Origin of the sequence: Nocardia sp. NPDC052566, assembly GCF_044547285.1 — a bacterium.
Lineage (GTDB): Bacteria > Actinomycetota > Actinomycetes > Mycobacteriales > Mycobacteriaceae > Nocardia.
Genome location: NZ_JBIUAF010000003.1, coordinates 1,174,374 through 1,189,571, shown reverse-complemented (window position 1 = coordinate 1,189,571; position 15,198 = coordinate 1,174,374). Strand labels below are relative to the sequence as shown.

The following is a 15,198-nucleotide window of genomic DNA, read 5'->3' as shown; positions in this document are numbered from 1 at the left end:
GGTGTCAATCGGCGCTCTGCCCTGCGGGCAGGCGTTCATCCCCCGATTCGGCCTGGTAGGCCGGTATATCCGTATCCGCGGCCGCGGTGAGTCGGCTGACCACCGCGTGCCGCACGTGCGCGGGCAGCGCAGGCGCGAACTTCTTGACGTAGGCCGACATCCACTCCGGCCGTTCCAGCAGGAACGGGAAGTCGGTGGCCATCATGGAGCGCACCACCAGCATCGGCACCGGCGCGTCGAGCGGACGGTAGTCCTTGTTCCACAGACCCGGCTGGTCGCAGCCGGGATAGAACTGCCCGAGCATGGCGCCCCGCTGCACGAACGTGCTCTTGAGCTCGTCGTGCAACTCGTCGATCAGCGAGTACTCGGTCAGGCCAGGCAGGGCGGTGATGAGCGTGCGCAGCACGGCCGCGCCCCCCTCGGTGGGCGGCAGCTCGGGAAACAGCTCCAGCGCGTCCTCGAGTACCAGCCGGACGAACGACGGCCACGGCCGCGCGCCCGCTATCCGGCCGACCCACATGAGATCCCGCCGGATCGAAGGTCCGACGTACGGGCACACGGGCCCATCGCGTCCGAGCTCCGGTGTCGTCTCGGTCAAATGATCTTCGGCCCAGGCCCGAACCACCCCGATGGTGCTTCTGGTGAATGGACACTCTATTTCGGTATTGGACAGCGGGATCCAATTCATCCCCGACCGCGGTCCGATAACGATCTTGGTCATGAGTCACCTCGTCACGTTACGTGATCGAGTATCCACCTATTGACCGACAAATTGCACGGGTATATCGGTACCCAAATTCCTGGGGCATGCGATCGAGAAATCAAGTGGGTAAACGTGTTAACGTGGCGGCCACTTCCGTCGATATAGCGCTTCAAGTGTCATGAACCGACTCTGAGCTGCAAAGATCACGCTACTACGCACACCGGTCAGCCGCTTATTAATCCCCGAAATCCCAACTGTAATAACTACTGTCGGCGAGGTAACGAATACGTCACCGATAACAGCGGAAGACAACTTCTCGGATTCGATTCCATTTCGGATCAGCTCGGCTGCCCCAAAAAACTGGGTGGCCGGGACCAAGTCCGAACCACCCAGTTGGAATTCAACGAAGTCAGCGCAGCAACGCCCGCGACATCACGACACGCTGAATCTGGTTGGTACCCTCATAGATTTGGGTGATCTTGGCGTCGCGCATCATACGCTCGACCGGGAAGTCGGTCGTGTAGCCGGCGCCACCGAACAGCTGGACCGCGTTGGTGGTGACCTCCATGGCCACATCGGAGGCGAAGCACTTCGCCGCGGCGGAGATGAAGCCGAGGTTCTTCTCACCGCGCTCGGCCTTGGCCGCCGAGGTGTAGACCATCAGGCGGGCCGCCTCGATCTTCATCGCCATATCGGCGAGCATGAACTGGGTGTTCTGGAAGTCGGCGATCGACTTGCCGAACTGCTTGCGGTCCTTGGTGTAGGCGATGGCCGCGTCCAGCGCGCCCTGCGCGATGCCGACGGCCTGCGCGCCGATGGTCGGGCGGGTGTGGTCGAGGGTCTGCAGCGCGGTCTTGAAGCCGGTGCCCGGCTCGCCCACGATGCGGTCGCCGGGCACCCGGCAGTTCTCGAAGTACAGCTCGGCCGTCGGGGAACCCTTGATGCCGAGCTTGTGCTCCAGCGGGCCGACCACGAAGCCCTCGTCGTCCTTGTGTACCAGGAACGCCGAGATGCCGTTGGCGCCCTTGTCCGCGTCGGTCACCGCCATCACGGTGTACCAGGAGGACTTGCCGCCGTTGGTGATCCAGCACTTGGAGCCGTTGATGACCCAGTCGTCGCCGTCGCGCTTGGCGCGGGTGCGCATGCTCGCCGCGTCCGAACCGGCCTCGCGCTCGGACAGCGCGTAGGAGGCCATCTCGCCGTTGACGATGTCCGGCAGCACCTTCTGCTTCAGCTCCTCGGAGCCGTTCAGGATCAGGCCCATGGTGCCGAGCTTGTTGACCGCGGGGATCAGCGAGGAGGAACCGCAGACGCGGGCGACCTCTTCGATCACGATGCAGGTGGCCACCGAGTCGGCGCCCTGGCCGCCGAACGCCTCGGGCACGTGTACGGCATTGAAGCCCGCCGCATTCAGCGCGGACAGCGCCTCGTCCGGGAAGCGGGAGTTACCGTCGACGTCCTTCGCGTGCGGGGCGATCTCCTTCTCCGCCAGGCCGCGGATGGCCGCGCGGAGTTCGTCGTGGAAGTCCTCGAGCTTGAACAGGTCGAAATCGGGGTTTCCCGCCATGGGGGCACACTCCTGTTTGTTTGGTCTTGATCGCTGCCGGTCCGCAGGCTTCGAGCGCTGTGCGGCACTCAGTGCCACATCTGCGCTCAGTATACGCCTAACGATTCACACCACATGCGAATACTTCGTGGCACTCAGTGTCAGCTACCACACTCGATCCAGGTCAGAGCGTACCGAGCTTGCGGCTGAGCAGATCGGCGACCTGCCGTGGCGGCATATCCCGCGGGAACACCGCGACCACCAGGTCGTCGGCCGAATGCCCGGATCCGCCGCCGCGCGGGATCGCGGCCAATTCGACCCGCAGATCCGCGGCACCCGCGTCGGATTCCCCGCGCACCATGCGGCGCAGCAGATAGTTGTGCGTGGCGGTCACCGCGGCGGTGAACTGCACGCGCGCGAGGTCCGGCGCATCGGGCAGCTTGTCGCGCAGATAGTCGGTGAACAACCGCTCGTAGCGGAAGACGGTGACGATCTCGCGCTCCCGCAGCGCGGGCACTCTGCGCACCACCTGATACCGCCGCGCGGCGATCTCGCGCCACTGGGTGAACCGCTCGAACACCTGGACAACGGCCGCGCACACGGCCTCCCACGGATCCTCCCGCGCCCCCGCCAGATACGCGGCGGCCTGCGTCAGCTGCGCCTCGTGATCGGCGAAGATCACATCTTCCTTCGACCGGAACTGGCGGAAGAACGTCCGCCGCGAGATACCCGCCGCCTCCGCGATCTCGTCGACCGTGGTCGCCTCGTACCCCTTCTCCGCGAACAACCGCAGCGCCTGATCCACCACGGTCAGCCGGAACCGCGCCGGATCCGCCCCGGGCCGCGCATGAGCGATGTCGTCAGATGTCACCGCAACACCGTAGCCACGGCCGGGCCCGCCCGGACCGATCCGGGCCGCGAAGGTCTAGCTGTGGCCGAGTTGTTCCTCTTCGAGCAGATCCTCGAACTCCTCGATGACCTCGTTGATCTCGTCGGGGAACACCCAGCGGCGCATCGCCCAGAAGCGGAAGGCCATCTGCAGCAGGTTGCCAATGATGAAGGCGCTGATGAAGTCGGCGATGTTCTCGACGGTGAAGCTGACATCGGGCTGGCGCAGGTCGAAGACGTAGCTCGAGATCCACAGCGGGATGAAGCTCAGCACCACGCCGACACCGCTGACCACGAAGAACAGCAGTGCCTCGTGGTGGCGCTCGCGGCCGCCGCGGTTCTTGAACGACCACTCGCGGTTGAGGATGTAGGACGCGATCACCGCGACGATGCCGGAAATGATCTTGGCGGTGACCGGCTTGGTCTCGAGCACGGTCCACTTCAGCGCGTAGAAGATGCCGCTGTCGATCACGAAGGTGGTGGCGCCGACGATCGCGAACTTGATCAGCTCACGGTGGCGGTACGCGATCTCCCGCAGCGGTTTGGGGAGGACGCTCACCACGTCGTCGACAAAAGACACAAGTTCCGAGTGTACCGGTAGAGGTCAAAGCCATCGGACATGACAAGATTGCCCGACGTGAGCACCCGTTCGTTCGATTCCTCGGCTTTGCCCACCGTGACCATGATCGGTGGCGGTCAGCTGGCCCGCATGACACACCAGGCGGCCATCGCGCTCGGCCAGCGGCTCCGGGTGCTCGCCGAGCACCTCGACGATCCGGCCGCGCAGGTCAGCCCCGACGTCGTGCTCGGAAGTCACACCGATCTCGCGGCGCTGCGCAAGGCGGCGGTCGGCTCGCACGCGCTCACCTTCGATCACGAGCACGTGCCGACCGAACATCTCGAGGCTCTGGTCGCCGAGGGCGTCAACGTGCAGCCGCCGCCCTCGGCGCTGATCTACGCGCAGGACAAGCTGGCCATGCGCACCAAGCTCACCGAGCTCGGGCTGCCGGTACCCGCGTTCACGCCGGTCGCCACGGTGGCCGAGGCGCTGCGCTTCGGTGCCGCGCAGGGCTGGCCGATCGTGCTGAAGGCGGTGCGCGGCGGGTACGACGGGCGCGGGGTGTGGATGCCCGAATCCGCCGCCGAGGCCGAGACGATCGTCACCGAGCAGCTGGCACACGGCGTCGAACTGCTCGCCGAGGCCAAGGTCGACTTGAAGCGTGAGCTGTCGGCCATGGTGGCCCGCTCGCCGTTCGGGCAGGCGGCCGCCTGGCCGGTGGTGGAGACCGTGCAGCGCAACGGCCAGTGCGCCGTGGTGATCGCGCCCGCACCCGAGCTGTCCGACCAACTCGCCACCGCCGCAGAGGCTTTGGCGCTCGAGCTGGCCAACGGGCTCGGCGTGGTCGGCGCGATGGCGGTGGAGCTGTTCGAGACGCGCGACGGCGAGATCCTGGTGAACGAGCTCGCGATGCGTCCGCACAACTCCGGCCACTGGGGCATGGACGGCGCGCGCACCGGCCAGTTCGAACAGCACCTGCGCGCGGTGCTCGACTACCCGCTCGGCGACACCAGCCCGCTGGCGCCGGTCACCGTGATGGCGAACATCCTCGGCGCGCAACAGGCTCCGGCGATGTCGATGGATGAGCGGCTGCATCATCTGTTCGCGCGGATGCCCGAGGCGAAGGTGCACATGTACGGCAAGGGCGAACGGCCCGATCGCAAGATCGGGCATATCAACATCCTCGGCGAGGACGTCGTCGTGGTGCGGGAGATGGCGGAGCGGGCGGCACATTGGATGTCGCACGCCGTATGGACCGATGGATGGGATCCACATGAGTGACGTTGTACAGGTCGGCCTGATCATGGGCAGCGACTCCGATTGGCCCACCATGGAAGCCGCCGCGGAAGCGTTGGCGGAGTTCGGCATTCGCTTCGAGGTCGGCGTGGTCTCCGCGCACCGCACCCCGCAGCGCATGCTCGACTACGCCCGCGACGCCGCCGGCCGCGGCCTGAAGGTGATCATCGCGGGTGCGGGCGGCGCCGCCCACCTCCCCGGCATGGTCGCCTCCGCCACCGCCCTCCCGGTGATCGGCGTGCCCGTCCCGCTCAAATACCTCGACGGCATGGACTCCCTGCTGTCGATCGTGCAGATGCCCGCGGGCGTCCCGGTGGCCACCGTCTCGATCGGCGGCGCCCGCAACGCGGGCCTGCTCGCCGTGCGTATCCTCGCGTCGGCCGACCCGGCCTTGCGCACCCGCATGGAACAGTTCCAGGCGGGCCTGGAAAAGATGGTCCTGGAGAAGGACGACGCCCTGCGCACCAAACTCCTGGGCTGACCCGGCTCCGGTTACCGAGGCTCGGTGACCTGAGCGTTTTGCGGGCGCGCGAGGGCGGAGGAGCCGAGGAAGACGGCGAACGAGGCGGGTTTGCGGCGCTGGAGTTCGAGGCGGCCACCGTCGGCCTCGACGAGGGCACGGGCGAGGGCGAGGCCGACGCCGGTGGAGCCGCCCGCGGAGAAGCCGCGGTCGAAGATGTGGGGGGCCAGTTCGTCGCGGACGCCTTCACCTTCATCGGCGACCTCGACGCACACCAGCGGTTCGCGGCCGCCACCGGGGACGACGGTGCGGACCGAGACGGTGCAGGTGCCACCGCCGTGCATGAGCGCGTTGTCGACGAGGACCGCGACGGCCTCGCGCAGCCGGGATCCGGTGATCGGCGCGCGCAGCGATTCGTCGCCGATCAGCGTCAGCGTGCGGCCCGCCTCGGAGAAGGGGTGCTTCCATTCCGCGACGACGCCGCGCAGCTCCTCCATCACCGGCACCGGGTCGCGGTCGGCGGCGTCCTCGTCGCGCGAGGCGCGGACCAGGTCGTCGATCGCGTCGGTCAGCCGGTCGACCTGCGCCATGGCCTCCTCGGCCTCGTGCACCACCTCGGGATCCGAATGCGCGGACAGCTCGTCCAGGCGCAGCCGGACCGCGGTGAGCCTGCTGCGCAGCTGATGGGAGACATCGGCGACCAGCGCGTGCTCGCGCTGCAGCCGCCCGGCGATCTCGACGGTGGCCGAATCGAGCACGTCGGAGACGCGATCCAGTTCGGAGATGCCGTGCCTGCGCGGGTCGGGCCGGAAATCACCCATCGCCAGCCGCGCCGCCCTGGCCGCCACATCGCGCAGCGGATCGGCGACCCGGCGCGCGGTGACCATGGCCACCGAGACCGCCGCACCGAGCGAGGCGAGCACCGCGAGGCCGACCACCGCCACCGCCTGGCGCTGCATGGCGTGCATCGGCGAGGACGGCACCTCGAGCCGCAGCGACACCGACGTGCCGAGAGACAGCGATTCGACCAGCGGATCACTCACCTCGGTGACCCCGACCTGTAATTGCGCCACGCTGTCGGCCGGCGCCGGATACACGATGGTCAGCTTGCCGCCCTTGGGCACGAGCGGCCGGATCGAGCGGGTGTCCAGCTCGCCGAGCACCATGCCGTCGCCGTGCTCCTGGTCGATGATCTCCCTGGCGATCTGATCGAGCCTGCCGCGCAGATCGGTGCGGGTGATGTCCTCCACCCACAGGAAGGCCGTGTAGGTGAGCGGCACGCCGAGCACCACCGTGGTCAGGGTGAGCACGGTGAGCATGGATCGCAGGATTCTGCGCCGCACGTCAGTCGGTGTTCATCAGTCGGTGTTCAACCGGAAGCCGACACCGCGGACGGTGACGATGCGGCGCTCGGCCATCGGGCCCTCGTCCCCGATCTTGCGGCGCAGCCAGGACATGTGCATGTCCAAGGTCTTGGAGCCGCGCAGTTCGGCGTCGCCCCACACCTCACGCAGGATGGTCTCGCGCGGCACCACCTGGCCCGCCCGATCGATGAGGACCTTGAGCAGCTCGTATTCCTTGTTGGCCAGGCCGATCTCGACTCCGTTCACCAGTACGCGGCGCGCGGCGGGCTCCAGCCTGATGCCGCCGACCTCGACGGTGTCGTCACCGATCCCGCTGCGCCGCAACAGCGCTCGTACCCGGGCCAGCAGTTCGGCGAGCCGGAACGGCTTGCCGACGTAGTCGTCGGCGCCCGCGTCCAGCCCGACGACGAAGTCGACCTCATCGGTGCGCGCGGTGAGCATCAGCACGGCCAGGTCGGCCCCGCGGGCGCGCACCTGGCGGCACACCTCCAGCCCGTCCATGCCTGGCAGCCCGAGGTCGAGGATCAGCAGATCGTGGCCGCCCTCGAGCGCACGGCGCAGCACGGCGGGCCCGAAGCTCTCGACCGTGACCGAGTAGCCCTCACGGCCGAGCGCACGCGACAGCGGCGCGGCGATGGCCTCATCGTCTTCGGCCAGGAGTACGGCGGTCATGTCCCCAGATTAGTGACCCGCGCCGGAAACGCCGCGCAGGTCACCGGTAGCCGCCGTTGTCGTCCCTGCCGCGCTCGACATCGAACACCTGGTGGTAGAGCAGCGCGTGCACCTGCTGGACGGACGGGATGTCGTCGTATTCGAGCGGCTCGGAGGAGGACGACTCGATGATCAGGGTGCCGGTGCCGAGCATCCGGTCGAACAGCCCGTGCCGGAACTGCACGCTGGAGATCCGGCTCATCGGGATGTCGATGCCGGTATGGGTGAGCACGCCCTGCCGGATCAGCACCCGCCGGTCGGTGATGATGAAGTGCGTCGACTTCCAGCTGATAATCCTTGCGGCACAACGCCATACGATGATGACGAGCCATACCGCCAGTATCGCGATCAGCACGCCCATGCGCACGGCGGGGTCGTCGATCTTGCGCGAGGCGACTCCAGCGCCGAATCCGGCGAGCGCGGTCACCACGATGAGCGTGACGATCGGCCAGAAGAGCATCTTCCAATGCGGATGACGGTGGAGTATCAGTTGCTCGTCGGGCGCGAGCACATCCTCCGGATAACCCATGTGCGCACCCTACCGCGTGAAGATGCCAGAATCGCTGACACCGAAGCGCGCCGTCCTGCACAATCGTGGCTTTGCGGGGGCCGCTGCTGCACAAGAGAATCCTGCCCGTTCGTCGTCTGTCCGTGTGATCAGCTTTGCTCGACTACAGGAGGCCGCGTGACCAAGGACCTGACCCAGCTGGAAATCCTCACCGAACTCGAACCGGTGGCCGAACAGAATCTCAACCGTCACCTTTCCATGGCGAAGGACTGGCACCCGCACGACTACGTGCCGTGGGACCAGGGCCGCAACTTCGCCGCGATGGGCGGAATCGATTGGGAGCCAGGACAATCCACGCTGACCGAGGTCGCCAAGGTCGCGATGATCACCAACCTGCTCACCGAGGACAACCTGCCCTCCTACCACCGCGAGATCGCCGAGAACTTCTCCACCGACGGCGCGTGGCGCACCTGGGTGGGCCGCTGGACCGCCGAGGAGAACCGGCACGGCATCGTGCTGCGCGACTACCTGGTGGTCACCCGCGGCGTCGATCCGGTCGCGCTCGAAGAGGCGCGGATGATCCACATGACGCAGGGCGCGCACTCCCCCGACGACTGGGGCGGTTTCCTGGAGAACGTCGCCTACGTCACCTTCCAGGAGCTCGCGACCAGGGTCAGCCACCGCAACACCGGCAAGGTCTGCAACGACCCGATCGCCGACCGCATGCTCCAGCGCATCGCCGCCGACGAGAACCTGCACATGATCTTCTACCGGACCATGTGCGGCGCGGGCATCGATCTGGCGCCGGACCAGGCGATGATGGCGATCACCAAGATCCTCACCCACTTCGTCATGCCCGGCGCGGGCATGCCCAACTTCCGCCGCAACGGCGTACTGATGGCCAAGCACGGCATCTACGACCTGCGCCAGCACCTCGAGGAGGTGGTGCAGCCGGTGCTCAAGCAGTGGAACATCTTCGAGCGCAACGATTTCGGCGCGCGCGGTGAGCAGGCACGGGACGAGCTCGCCGCCTTCCTGGAGAAGCTCGGCAAGGACGTGCTCAAGTTCGAGGAGCAGCGCGACCGGATGTTCGCCAGGGAAGCCGCGAAGGGCAATCTGCAACCGGCCTGAAACCACTACAGCCGCACACCTTTCGATTTCCCGCAGACCGATGGGCAATTAGGTCTGCGGGAAGTCGGAACGTGTGCGGCTGTTCTTTATCGAGCGGAGCTTGTCATTGGGCAGGGCGCAGATGGGTGACGTCGGCGGCGGAGACCGGCAGGCTGTCGATCAGCAGGCGGCCGGTGTCATCGATGTCGGTGGCGATGCCGGTGCGCACCTCGCCGCCGGGGAGTTCGGCGCGCACCTCGCTGCCGAGGGTGACGCAGCGCGCACGATAGGCGGCGGCGAGATCGGCGCTGGCCCAGTTCGCGTCCTGCCACGCGGTGAAGCGCGCGGCGAATTCGGTGAGCAGTGCGAGCGCCAACCGCGTGCGATCGACAGCACCGGCACCGGCCAGCGTCAGCGACGTGGCATGCGGCACCGGCAGTTCCGCTTCGGCGAGGCTCACGTTCAGTCCGATGCCGACCACAACGGCGGGCGCACCGCCGCCCGCCGCGACCTCGGCCAGAATGCCCGCGACCTTGCGCCCATCGATCAGCACATCGTTGGGCCACTTGAGATTCGCCTGCACGCCGGCGGTCGCGCGCACCGCGTCGACCACGGCGACACCGGTCAGCAGCGGCAGCCAGCCGAGCGCCGCCGGCTCGATACCGCGCAGCCGCACCAGCAACGACATGGCGATCTGCGCCCGCGGCGGGCTCACCCAGGTCCTGGCGTGCCTGCCGCGGCCCGTCTCCTGCGCCTCCGCGATCAGCACGCTGTGATCCGCGCCGGGGTCACCGGCCCGCGCGATCAGATCGGCATTCGTCGACCCGGTCGACTCGACCACATCGATCCTGGAAAAGAACTTCAGTCCCGGCGACTCGATGAGACTGCGCCGCAACTGCTCTGCATCCAACGGTGGCCTCTGCACATCGGCAGGCTACTCGCTACCCGACCAGGGCGTAGTCACCCACCGTGACCAGACGCTCGGCGGCCTCGTCGAGGTATTCGAGATAGTCCGGATCTGTGACGGCAGGCGCGGCGTGCCCCCTTCGCCCTCGGATGCTCGTCGCGGCCGTGGCGTATTCGGCGACGATTCGACTCCATGCCCACATTGCTCGCTCCTCCCCTGAGCCCGAAAATACGATGCTGCGAGTGTATTTCGGCACCGGTGCCCGGCGACAGCGATTTTCCGCGGGCACGGTCCAGGACGGCATGGCGCGACGTGGGCGAATGACCAGGAAGTTCACCGGGATTCGCGGGTCCGAAATATGATCTAGCTGCGAGTTCTCTACTCGTCGGTAGCCGGTGCTCGGTTAGAGAGAAGCACTGCCACTGGTTACACTCCGAAGCCATGACGAGTGTCCAGCAGCAGCCCGCGCAGGAATCGGCGGGCGCCCCCGATATCCACACCACCGCCGGGAAACTGGCTGACCTGCGGAATCGGCTGGAAGAGGCCAAGCACCCGATGGGTGAGGCCGCGGTCGACAAGGTGCACGCCAAGGGCAAGATGACCGCCCGCGAGCGCATCCTTGCCCTGCTGGACGAGGGCTCGTTCGTGGAACTCGACGCGCTGGCCAGGCACCGCAGCGTCAACTTCGGCCTGGAGAGCAACCGGCCGCTCGGCGACGGCGTGGTGACCGGTTACGGCACCATCGACGGCCGCGACGTCTGCCTGTTCAGCCAGGACGTCACCGTCTTCGGCGGCAGCCTCGGCGAGGTGTACGGCGAGAAGATCGTCAAGGTCATGGATCTGGCGCTCAAGACGGGCCGCCCGCTGATCGGCATCAACGAGGGCGCGGGCGCGCGCATCCAGGAGGGCGTCGTCTCGCTCGGCCTGTACGGCGAGATCTTCCACCGCAACATCCAGGCCTCCGGCGTGATCCCGCAGATCTCGCTGATCATGGGCGCGGCCGCGGGCGGGCACGTCTACTCCCCCGCGCTGACCGACTTCGTGGTGATGGTCGACGGCACCAGCCAGATGTTCGTCACCGGTCCGGACGTCATCAAGACGGTCACCGGCGAGGACGTCACCATGGAGGACCTCGGTGGCGCGCACACCCACATGACGAAATCCGGTGTGGCGCACTACGTCGCCTCCGGCGAGCAGGACGCGCTCGACTATGTCAAGGAGCTGCTGAGCTACCTGCCGAGCAACAACCGCGCCGAGGCGCCGCGCTACCCGGCCACCGACCCGATCACCGGCGCCATCGAGGATTCGCTCACCGACGAGGACCTCGAGCTGGACACGATCATCCCGGACTCGCCGAACCAGCCGTACGACATGCACGAGGTGATCCGCCGCCTGCTCGACGACGACGAATTCCTCGAGGTGCAGGCCGAGCGCGCGATGAACATCATCGTCGGCTTCGGCCGCATCGACGGCCGCAGCGTCGGCATCGTGGCCAACCAGCCGACCCAGTTCGCAGGCTGCCTCGATATCGACGCCTCGGAGAAGGCCGCGCGCTTCGTGCGCACCTGCGACGCCTTCAACATCCCGATCATCACCCTGGTCGACGTGCCCGGCTTCCTGCCAGGCACCGGCCAGGAGTACAACGGCATCATCCGGCGCGGCGCGAAGCTGCTCTACGCCTACGGCGAGGCCACTGTGGGCAAGATCACCATCATCACCCGCAAGGCCTACGGCGGCGCCTACGACGTCATGGGTTCCAAGCACATGGGCGCCGACGTGAACCTGGCCTGGCCGTCCGCCCAGATCGCCGTGATGGGCGCGTCGGGCGCGGTCGGCTTCGTCTACCGCAAGCAGCTGCAAGAGGCAGCCAAGGACGGCTCCGACGTCGATACGCTGCGGCTCGAGCTGCAGAACGAGTACGAGGACACCCTGGTGAATCCGTACGTCGCCGCCGAGCGCGGCTATGTCGACGCGGTCATCCCGCCGTCGCACACCCGCGGCCAGATCGTCTCGGCGCTGCGGCTGCTCGAGCGCAAGATGGTGAGTCTGCCGCCGAAGAAACACGGCAACATTCCGCTGTGATGCGCGCTACCCTCGGTAGGCCGCGCACACTGGTTACAGAGAGCATGAGTCGAGCTTGCGCCGTCCCGCCGGGGTTGATTGCGTCACCTCCAGGACATCGAGTTAGGGAACACGCCCGATCGAGGCAGAGAGAGGATCTGGCACTGTGACAGCCGTGGCAGAAGAAGATGTGTTGACCGCCGCCGAACTGGATCTCACAGTCGACCCGATCATGGACGAGGTCGAGTCGACCGTGGCCGCCGAGGTGGACGCCGTCCCCGCCGCGACCGAACAGCCGTTCATCCGGATCGAGAAGGGCTCGCCGAGCGACGCCGAGGTCGCGGCGCTGGTGTGCGTGCTCACCGCCGCCGCGAACAGCGCCGCCGCCACCGGGCCGACCGGCCCCCAGGATCAGTGGGGCCGCCCCACCCTGATGCACCGGGGATCGTCACCGTTTTCGCCCTACGCGTTCCCGGCACTGTCGCACCTGCGCGACTGAACGTGACAAGCCTGGTTCTCGCCTCCGCGTCACCGGCCCGCCGCGAGGTACTCCGCTCGGCGGGCGTCGAACCCGTCGTGCACATCTCCGGCGTCGACGAGGACGCCGTGGCCGCCGCGCTGCCCGCGGGCACCTCGCCACAGACCGTCGTCGTCGAATTGGCGCGGGCGAAGGCACGCGATGTCGCCGCCACTGCCGCGCTGCCCGCCGATTGCGTTGTGGTGGGCTGTGATTCGATGCTGCTGGTGGACGGCACCCTGCAGGGCAAGCCGCACACCCCGGAGGTGGCACGCGCCCGCTGGACCGAAATGGCAGGGCGCAGTGCGGATCTGGTGACCGGACACTGCGTACTCCGCCTGACGGACGGGGAGATCACCGCCGAGGCGGTCGACTGTAGTTCCACCACAGTGCATTTCGCGAAACCCGATCCGGACGAGCTGGACGCCTACATCGCCACCGGCGAGCCGCTGCAGGTGGCGGGGGCGTTCACGCTCGACGGCCTCGGCGGCTGGTTCGTCGATCGCATCGAGGGCGATCCGTCGAGCGTGATCGGGATCGGCCTACCACTGCTGCGCCGACTGCTTGGCGATGTTGGGGTCGGCATTGCGCAACTGTGGAGCCACCCGCCCGCCTGACGGCGCGATCATCGGCTCGACGGCAGGCTCGGCGACCACCGGGACCGGCGCGGGTTCCGGCTCGCGATGCGCGGCGAGCAGCTCCAGCCGGACCACGCACAGTTCCGGCTCGACGAACGGGTGCAGCCGCACGTTGATTTCGCCACGCGCGCCGTTGCGTTCGAGCACCTCTTTGATCAGGCCGAGATGCACGCCACACACCACCTCGGAGTGCGTACGGGCCAATTCGCGCAGCGGGCACGCGGTGAGCCGCACCATGGCCTGCTCGGGGGTCTCCGACGCGGGATCGCGCTCCGGCGCGAAGCCGAGCTCCGAGGTGAGCGTCATGACGACGTCTTTGGCGTCCTCCAGTGACTCCACCGGATGGTCGACGGCGTCGAGTTTCGCACCCCAGGCCCGGCCCGCGGCAATGGCCGCCTCCGAGCGCCTGCGCGGATCGGGACCGAGCTGATCAGCGAGAACCTGCGCCAACTCCTGATAGCCGACCGATCGCTGCACCGCGCTGTATCCGATGCGCGGGCGGCCGCGGCCGCGCGGCGGCTGCTGGAATTGCCGCACCAGGGATTCGCGGGTGAGTACATCCAGATGAAACCGAACGGTGGTGACGTGCTGCCCGGTGATTCTGGCCAGTTCCTGGGCATCGAGGGGCTCGCTGGCGCCACGTAGGATCGCGAGCAGTCGCCGCCGCGGCCAAGAATCGGACATAGCTCACCCCTCCTCCCGGGAGACTTTATCGGATGTGGGTGCGATTTATTCGCCCATTCAGCCGATTCGTGATCTGAAACGAGTTTCACTATCGCCCCACACATACCATCGCTGTGAGACCCGAACCGCCGTAACCACCGTCTACCACGCGTGAAGGACCACAATCGTGCCCGTTGCCCCGGACCCACAACCCGCATTCGGTGCCTACGCGCATCCTCACCGACTAGTAACCACAGAGTGGCTGTCGGCAAACATAGGCGCGCCGGGACTCAAGATCGTGGAGTCCAACGAAGACATATTGCTGTACGACATCGGGCATGTTCCGGGTGCTACCAAGATCGATTGGCGGGGTGATCTGAACGATCCGGTCACGCGCGACTATATCGACGGATCGCGTTTCACCGAACTGATGCGCACCAAGGGAATCGACCGCGACGATACCGTGGTCGTCTACGGCGATCGCGGCAACGCGCAGGCGGCGCACACACTGTGGCTGTTCACCCTGTTCGGCCACGAGGACGTGCGGTTGCTGGACGGCGGCCGCGACGCGTGGATCTCCGAGGAGCGCGACACCACCTTCGATCTGCCCTATCCGGCGCGCAGCGAATATCCGACGGTGCGCCGCGACGATTCGACCGCGCGCGCCTTTCGCGAGGACGTGCTCGCCCATCTCGGCAGCCCGCTGATCGATGTGCGCTCGCCGGAAGAGTATTCGGGCGAATTGATCCAGCCGCCGATCAATCCGGAGGACGCGGCGCTGCGCGGCGGGCATATTCCCACCGCGGTGAACATCCCGTGGACCGCGGCATTCGGCGCCGACGGGCGCATGCGCCCGCGCGCGGAACTCGACGTGATCTACGGCGCGCACGGCGCGCAAGACGACCTGGTCGTCTACAGCCGGGTCGGCGAGCGCTCCAGCCACACCTGGTTCGTGCTGACCTACCTGCTCGGCTTCGACACCGTGCGCAATTACGACGGTTCGTGGACCGAGTGGGGGAACTCCGTGCGGATGCCGATTGCCAAGGGGGATGAACCCGGCGAGGCGCCTACGGTAAGTTCTCGGAAGAGTCGAAGCCGGTAATACGCGAACGGCTTTCATCACATTCGACAGCGCGGTGTGATCCACCACCTACTGTTCAGTAGGACTGGCCGAGTTCGGCGTCTGTTGGCAGACTGCCTACACTCGCCCGAGACGTAAGTTGTGGACCACGGGAGCGGAGCCTGCGCAGCGACCTATCCCCCGCGA

17 protein-coding genes are annotated in these 15,198 nt (G+C 67.1%); 7 read left to right on the top strand and 10 right to left on the bottom strand.

Going from position 1 to position 15,198, the window contains the following annotated elements; all coding sequences use genetic code 11:
- Positions 1 to 4: 4 nt before the first annotated feature.
- The 4 genes from ACIG5A_RS19215 to ACIG5A_RS19200 all read right to left on the bottom strand — a co-directional run bounded on the left by ACIG5A_RS19215 (position 5) and on the right by ACIG5A_RS19200 (position 3,717).
- Entirely contained in the window at positions 5 to 721 is a 717-nt protein-coding gene (locus tag ACIG5A_RS19215; RefSeq protein ID WP_397241585.1) for a DUF6875 domain-containing protein, read from the bottom strand.
- Between the two features lie 391 nt (positions 722 to 1,112).
- Positions 1,113 to 2,270, bottom strand: a complete 1,158-nt coding sequence (locus ACIG5A_RS19210) for an acyl-CoA dehydrogenase (protein ID WP_397241583.1) — start codon at positions 2,268 to 2,270, stop codon at positions 1,113 to 1,115.
- Between the two features lie 163 nt (positions 2,271 to 2,433).
- Positions 2,434 to 3,120, bottom strand: a complete 687-nt coding sequence (locus tag ACIG5A_RS19205; protein ID WP_397241581.1) for a TetR family transcriptional regulator — start codon at positions 3,118 to 3,120, stop codon at positions 2,434 to 2,436.
- A gap of 54 nt (positions 3,121 to 3,174) precedes the next feature.
- On the bottom strand, positions 3,175 to 3,717 hold the full coding sequence (locus ACIG5A_RS19200; protein ID WP_397241579.1) for a GtrA family protein: 543 nt from the start codon (positions 3,715 to 3,717) through the stop codon (positions 3,175 to 3,177).
- Positions 3,718 to 3,756: 39 nt separating this feature from the next.
- Here ACIG5A_RS19200 and ACIG5A_RS19195 point away from each other — a divergent pair, with 39 nt between their 5' ends.
- Positions 3,757 to 4,977 carry a 5-(carboxyamino)imidazole ribonucleotide synthase gene (locus ACIG5A_RS19195; protein WP_397241577.1) on the top strand — a complete coding sequence of 407 codons (1,221 nt, stop codon included), beginning with the start codon at positions 3,757 to 3,759 and terminating at the stop codon, positions 4,975 to 4,977.
- Positions 4,970 to 5,473: a 5-(carboxyamino)imidazole ribonucleotide mutase gene (purE, locus tag ACIG5A_RS19190; protein WP_397241575.1), complete on the top strand. Its 504-nt coding sequence runs from the start codon at positions 4,970 to 4,972 to the stop codon at positions 5,471 to 5,473. The genes ACIG5A_RS19195 and purE overlap by 8 nt, the downstream gene beginning before the upstream one ends.
- Positions 5,474 to 5,484: 11 nt before the next feature.
- On the opposite strand, the gene ACIG5A_RS19185 is transcribed toward purE, so the two are convergent.
- From ACIG5A_RS19185 to ACIG5A_RS19175, 3 genes are read right to left on the bottom strand one after another with little or no spacing between them, the layout of a single operon-like run.
- A complete protein-coding gene (locus ACIG5A_RS19185; protein ID WP_397241573.1) occupies positions 5,485 to 6,795 on the bottom strand; it encodes a sensor histidine kinase in 1,311 nt (436 codons plus the stop codon).
- A 15-nt stretch (positions 6,796 to 6,810) separates the two neighbouring features.
- The gene (locus ACIG5A_RS19180; RefSeq protein ID WP_195130004.1) at positions 6,811 to 7,488 is read right to left on the bottom strand and encodes a response regulator transcription factor; all 678 of its coding nucleotides are present in this window, start codon (positions 7,486 to 7,488) and stop codon (positions 6,811 to 6,813) included.
- Positions 7,489 to 7,528: 40 nt separating this feature from the next.
- Positions 7,529 to 8,056: a PH domain-containing protein gene (locus ACIG5A_RS19175; protein WP_397241570.1), complete on the bottom strand. Its 528-nt coding sequence runs from the start codon at positions 8,054 to 8,056 to the stop codon at positions 7,529 to 7,531.
- 156 nt (positions 8,057 to 8,212) lie between these two features.
- Between ACIG5A_RS19175 and ACIG5A_RS19170 the strand changes: the two genes are divergently transcribed.
- Positions 8,213 to 9,166 (top strand): acyl-ACP desaturase, encoded by a 954-nt coding sequence (locus ACIG5A_RS19170; RefSeq protein WP_397241568.1) that lies wholly within the window; start codon positions 8,213 to 8,215, stop codon positions 9,164 to 9,166.
- A 103-nt stretch (positions 9,167 to 9,269) separates the two neighbouring features.
- Here the strand turns inward: ACIG5A_RS19170 and ACIG5A_RS19165 are convergent, their stop codons facing one another.
- Together ACIG5A_RS19165 and ACIG5A_RS19160 are read right to left on the bottom strand one after the other, a co-directional pair.
- Positions 9,270 to 10,070 carry a biotin--[acetyl-CoA-carboxylase] ligase gene (locus ACIG5A_RS19165; RefSeq protein WP_397241566.1) on the bottom strand — a complete coding sequence of 267 codons (801 nt, stop codon included), beginning with the start codon at positions 10,068 to 10,070 and terminating at the stop codon, positions 9,270 to 9,272.
- Positions 10,071 to 10,086: 16 nt separating this feature from the next.
- Positions 10,087 to 10,254, bottom strand: a complete 168-nt coding sequence (locus ACIG5A_RS19160; protein ID WP_397241564.1) for a hypothetical protein — start codon at positions 10,252 to 10,254, stop codon at positions 10,087 to 10,089.
- A gap of 239 nt (positions 10,255 to 10,493) precedes the next feature.
- Here ACIG5A_RS19160 and ACIG5A_RS19155 point away from each other — a divergent pair, with 239 nt between their 5' ends.
- The 3 genes from ACIG5A_RS19155 (at position 10,494) to ACIG5A_RS19145 (ending at position 13,247) form a co-directional block, all read left to right on the top strand.
- On the top strand, positions 10,494 to 12,134 hold the full coding sequence (locus ACIG5A_RS19155) for an acyl-CoA carboxylase subunit beta (protein WP_397241562.1): 1,641 nt from the start codon (positions 10,494 to 10,496) through the stop codon (positions 12,132 to 12,134).
- Positions 12,135 to 12,288: 154 nt separating this feature from the next.
- On the top strand, positions 12,289 to 12,612 hold the full coding sequence (locus ACIG5A_RS19150) for an acyl-CoA carboxylase subunit epsilon (RefSeq protein ID WP_397241560.1): 324 nt from the start codon (positions 12,289 to 12,291) through the stop codon (positions 12,610 to 12,612).
- Positions 12,613 to 12,614: 2 nt separating this feature from the next.
- A complete protein-coding gene (locus ACIG5A_RS19145; protein ID WP_397241558.1) occupies positions 12,615 to 13,247 on the top strand; it encodes a nucleoside triphosphate pyrophosphatase in 633 nt (210 codons plus the stop codon).
- On the opposite strand, the gene ACIG5A_RS19140 is transcribed toward ACIG5A_RS19145, so the two are convergent.
- On the bottom strand, positions 13,173 to 13,952 hold the full coding sequence (locus ACIG5A_RS19140; protein ID WP_397241556.1) for a helix-turn-helix transcriptional regulator: 780 nt from the start codon (positions 13,950 to 13,952) through the stop codon (positions 13,173 to 13,175). The two genes, ACIG5A_RS19145 and ACIG5A_RS19140, sit on opposite strands and share 75 nt — an antisense overlap.
- 166 nt (positions 13,953 to 14,118) lie before the next feature.
- Here ACIG5A_RS19140 and ACIG5A_RS19135 point away from each other — a divergent pair, with 166 nt between their 5' ends.
- The gene (locus tag ACIG5A_RS19135) at positions 14,119 to 15,033 is read left to right on the top strand and encodes a sulfurtransferase (RefSeq protein ID WP_397241554.1); all 915 of its coding nucleotides are present in this window, start codon (positions 14,119 to 14,121) and stop codon (positions 15,031 to 15,033) included.
- Positions 15,034 to 15,198: the final 165 nt, after the last annotated feature.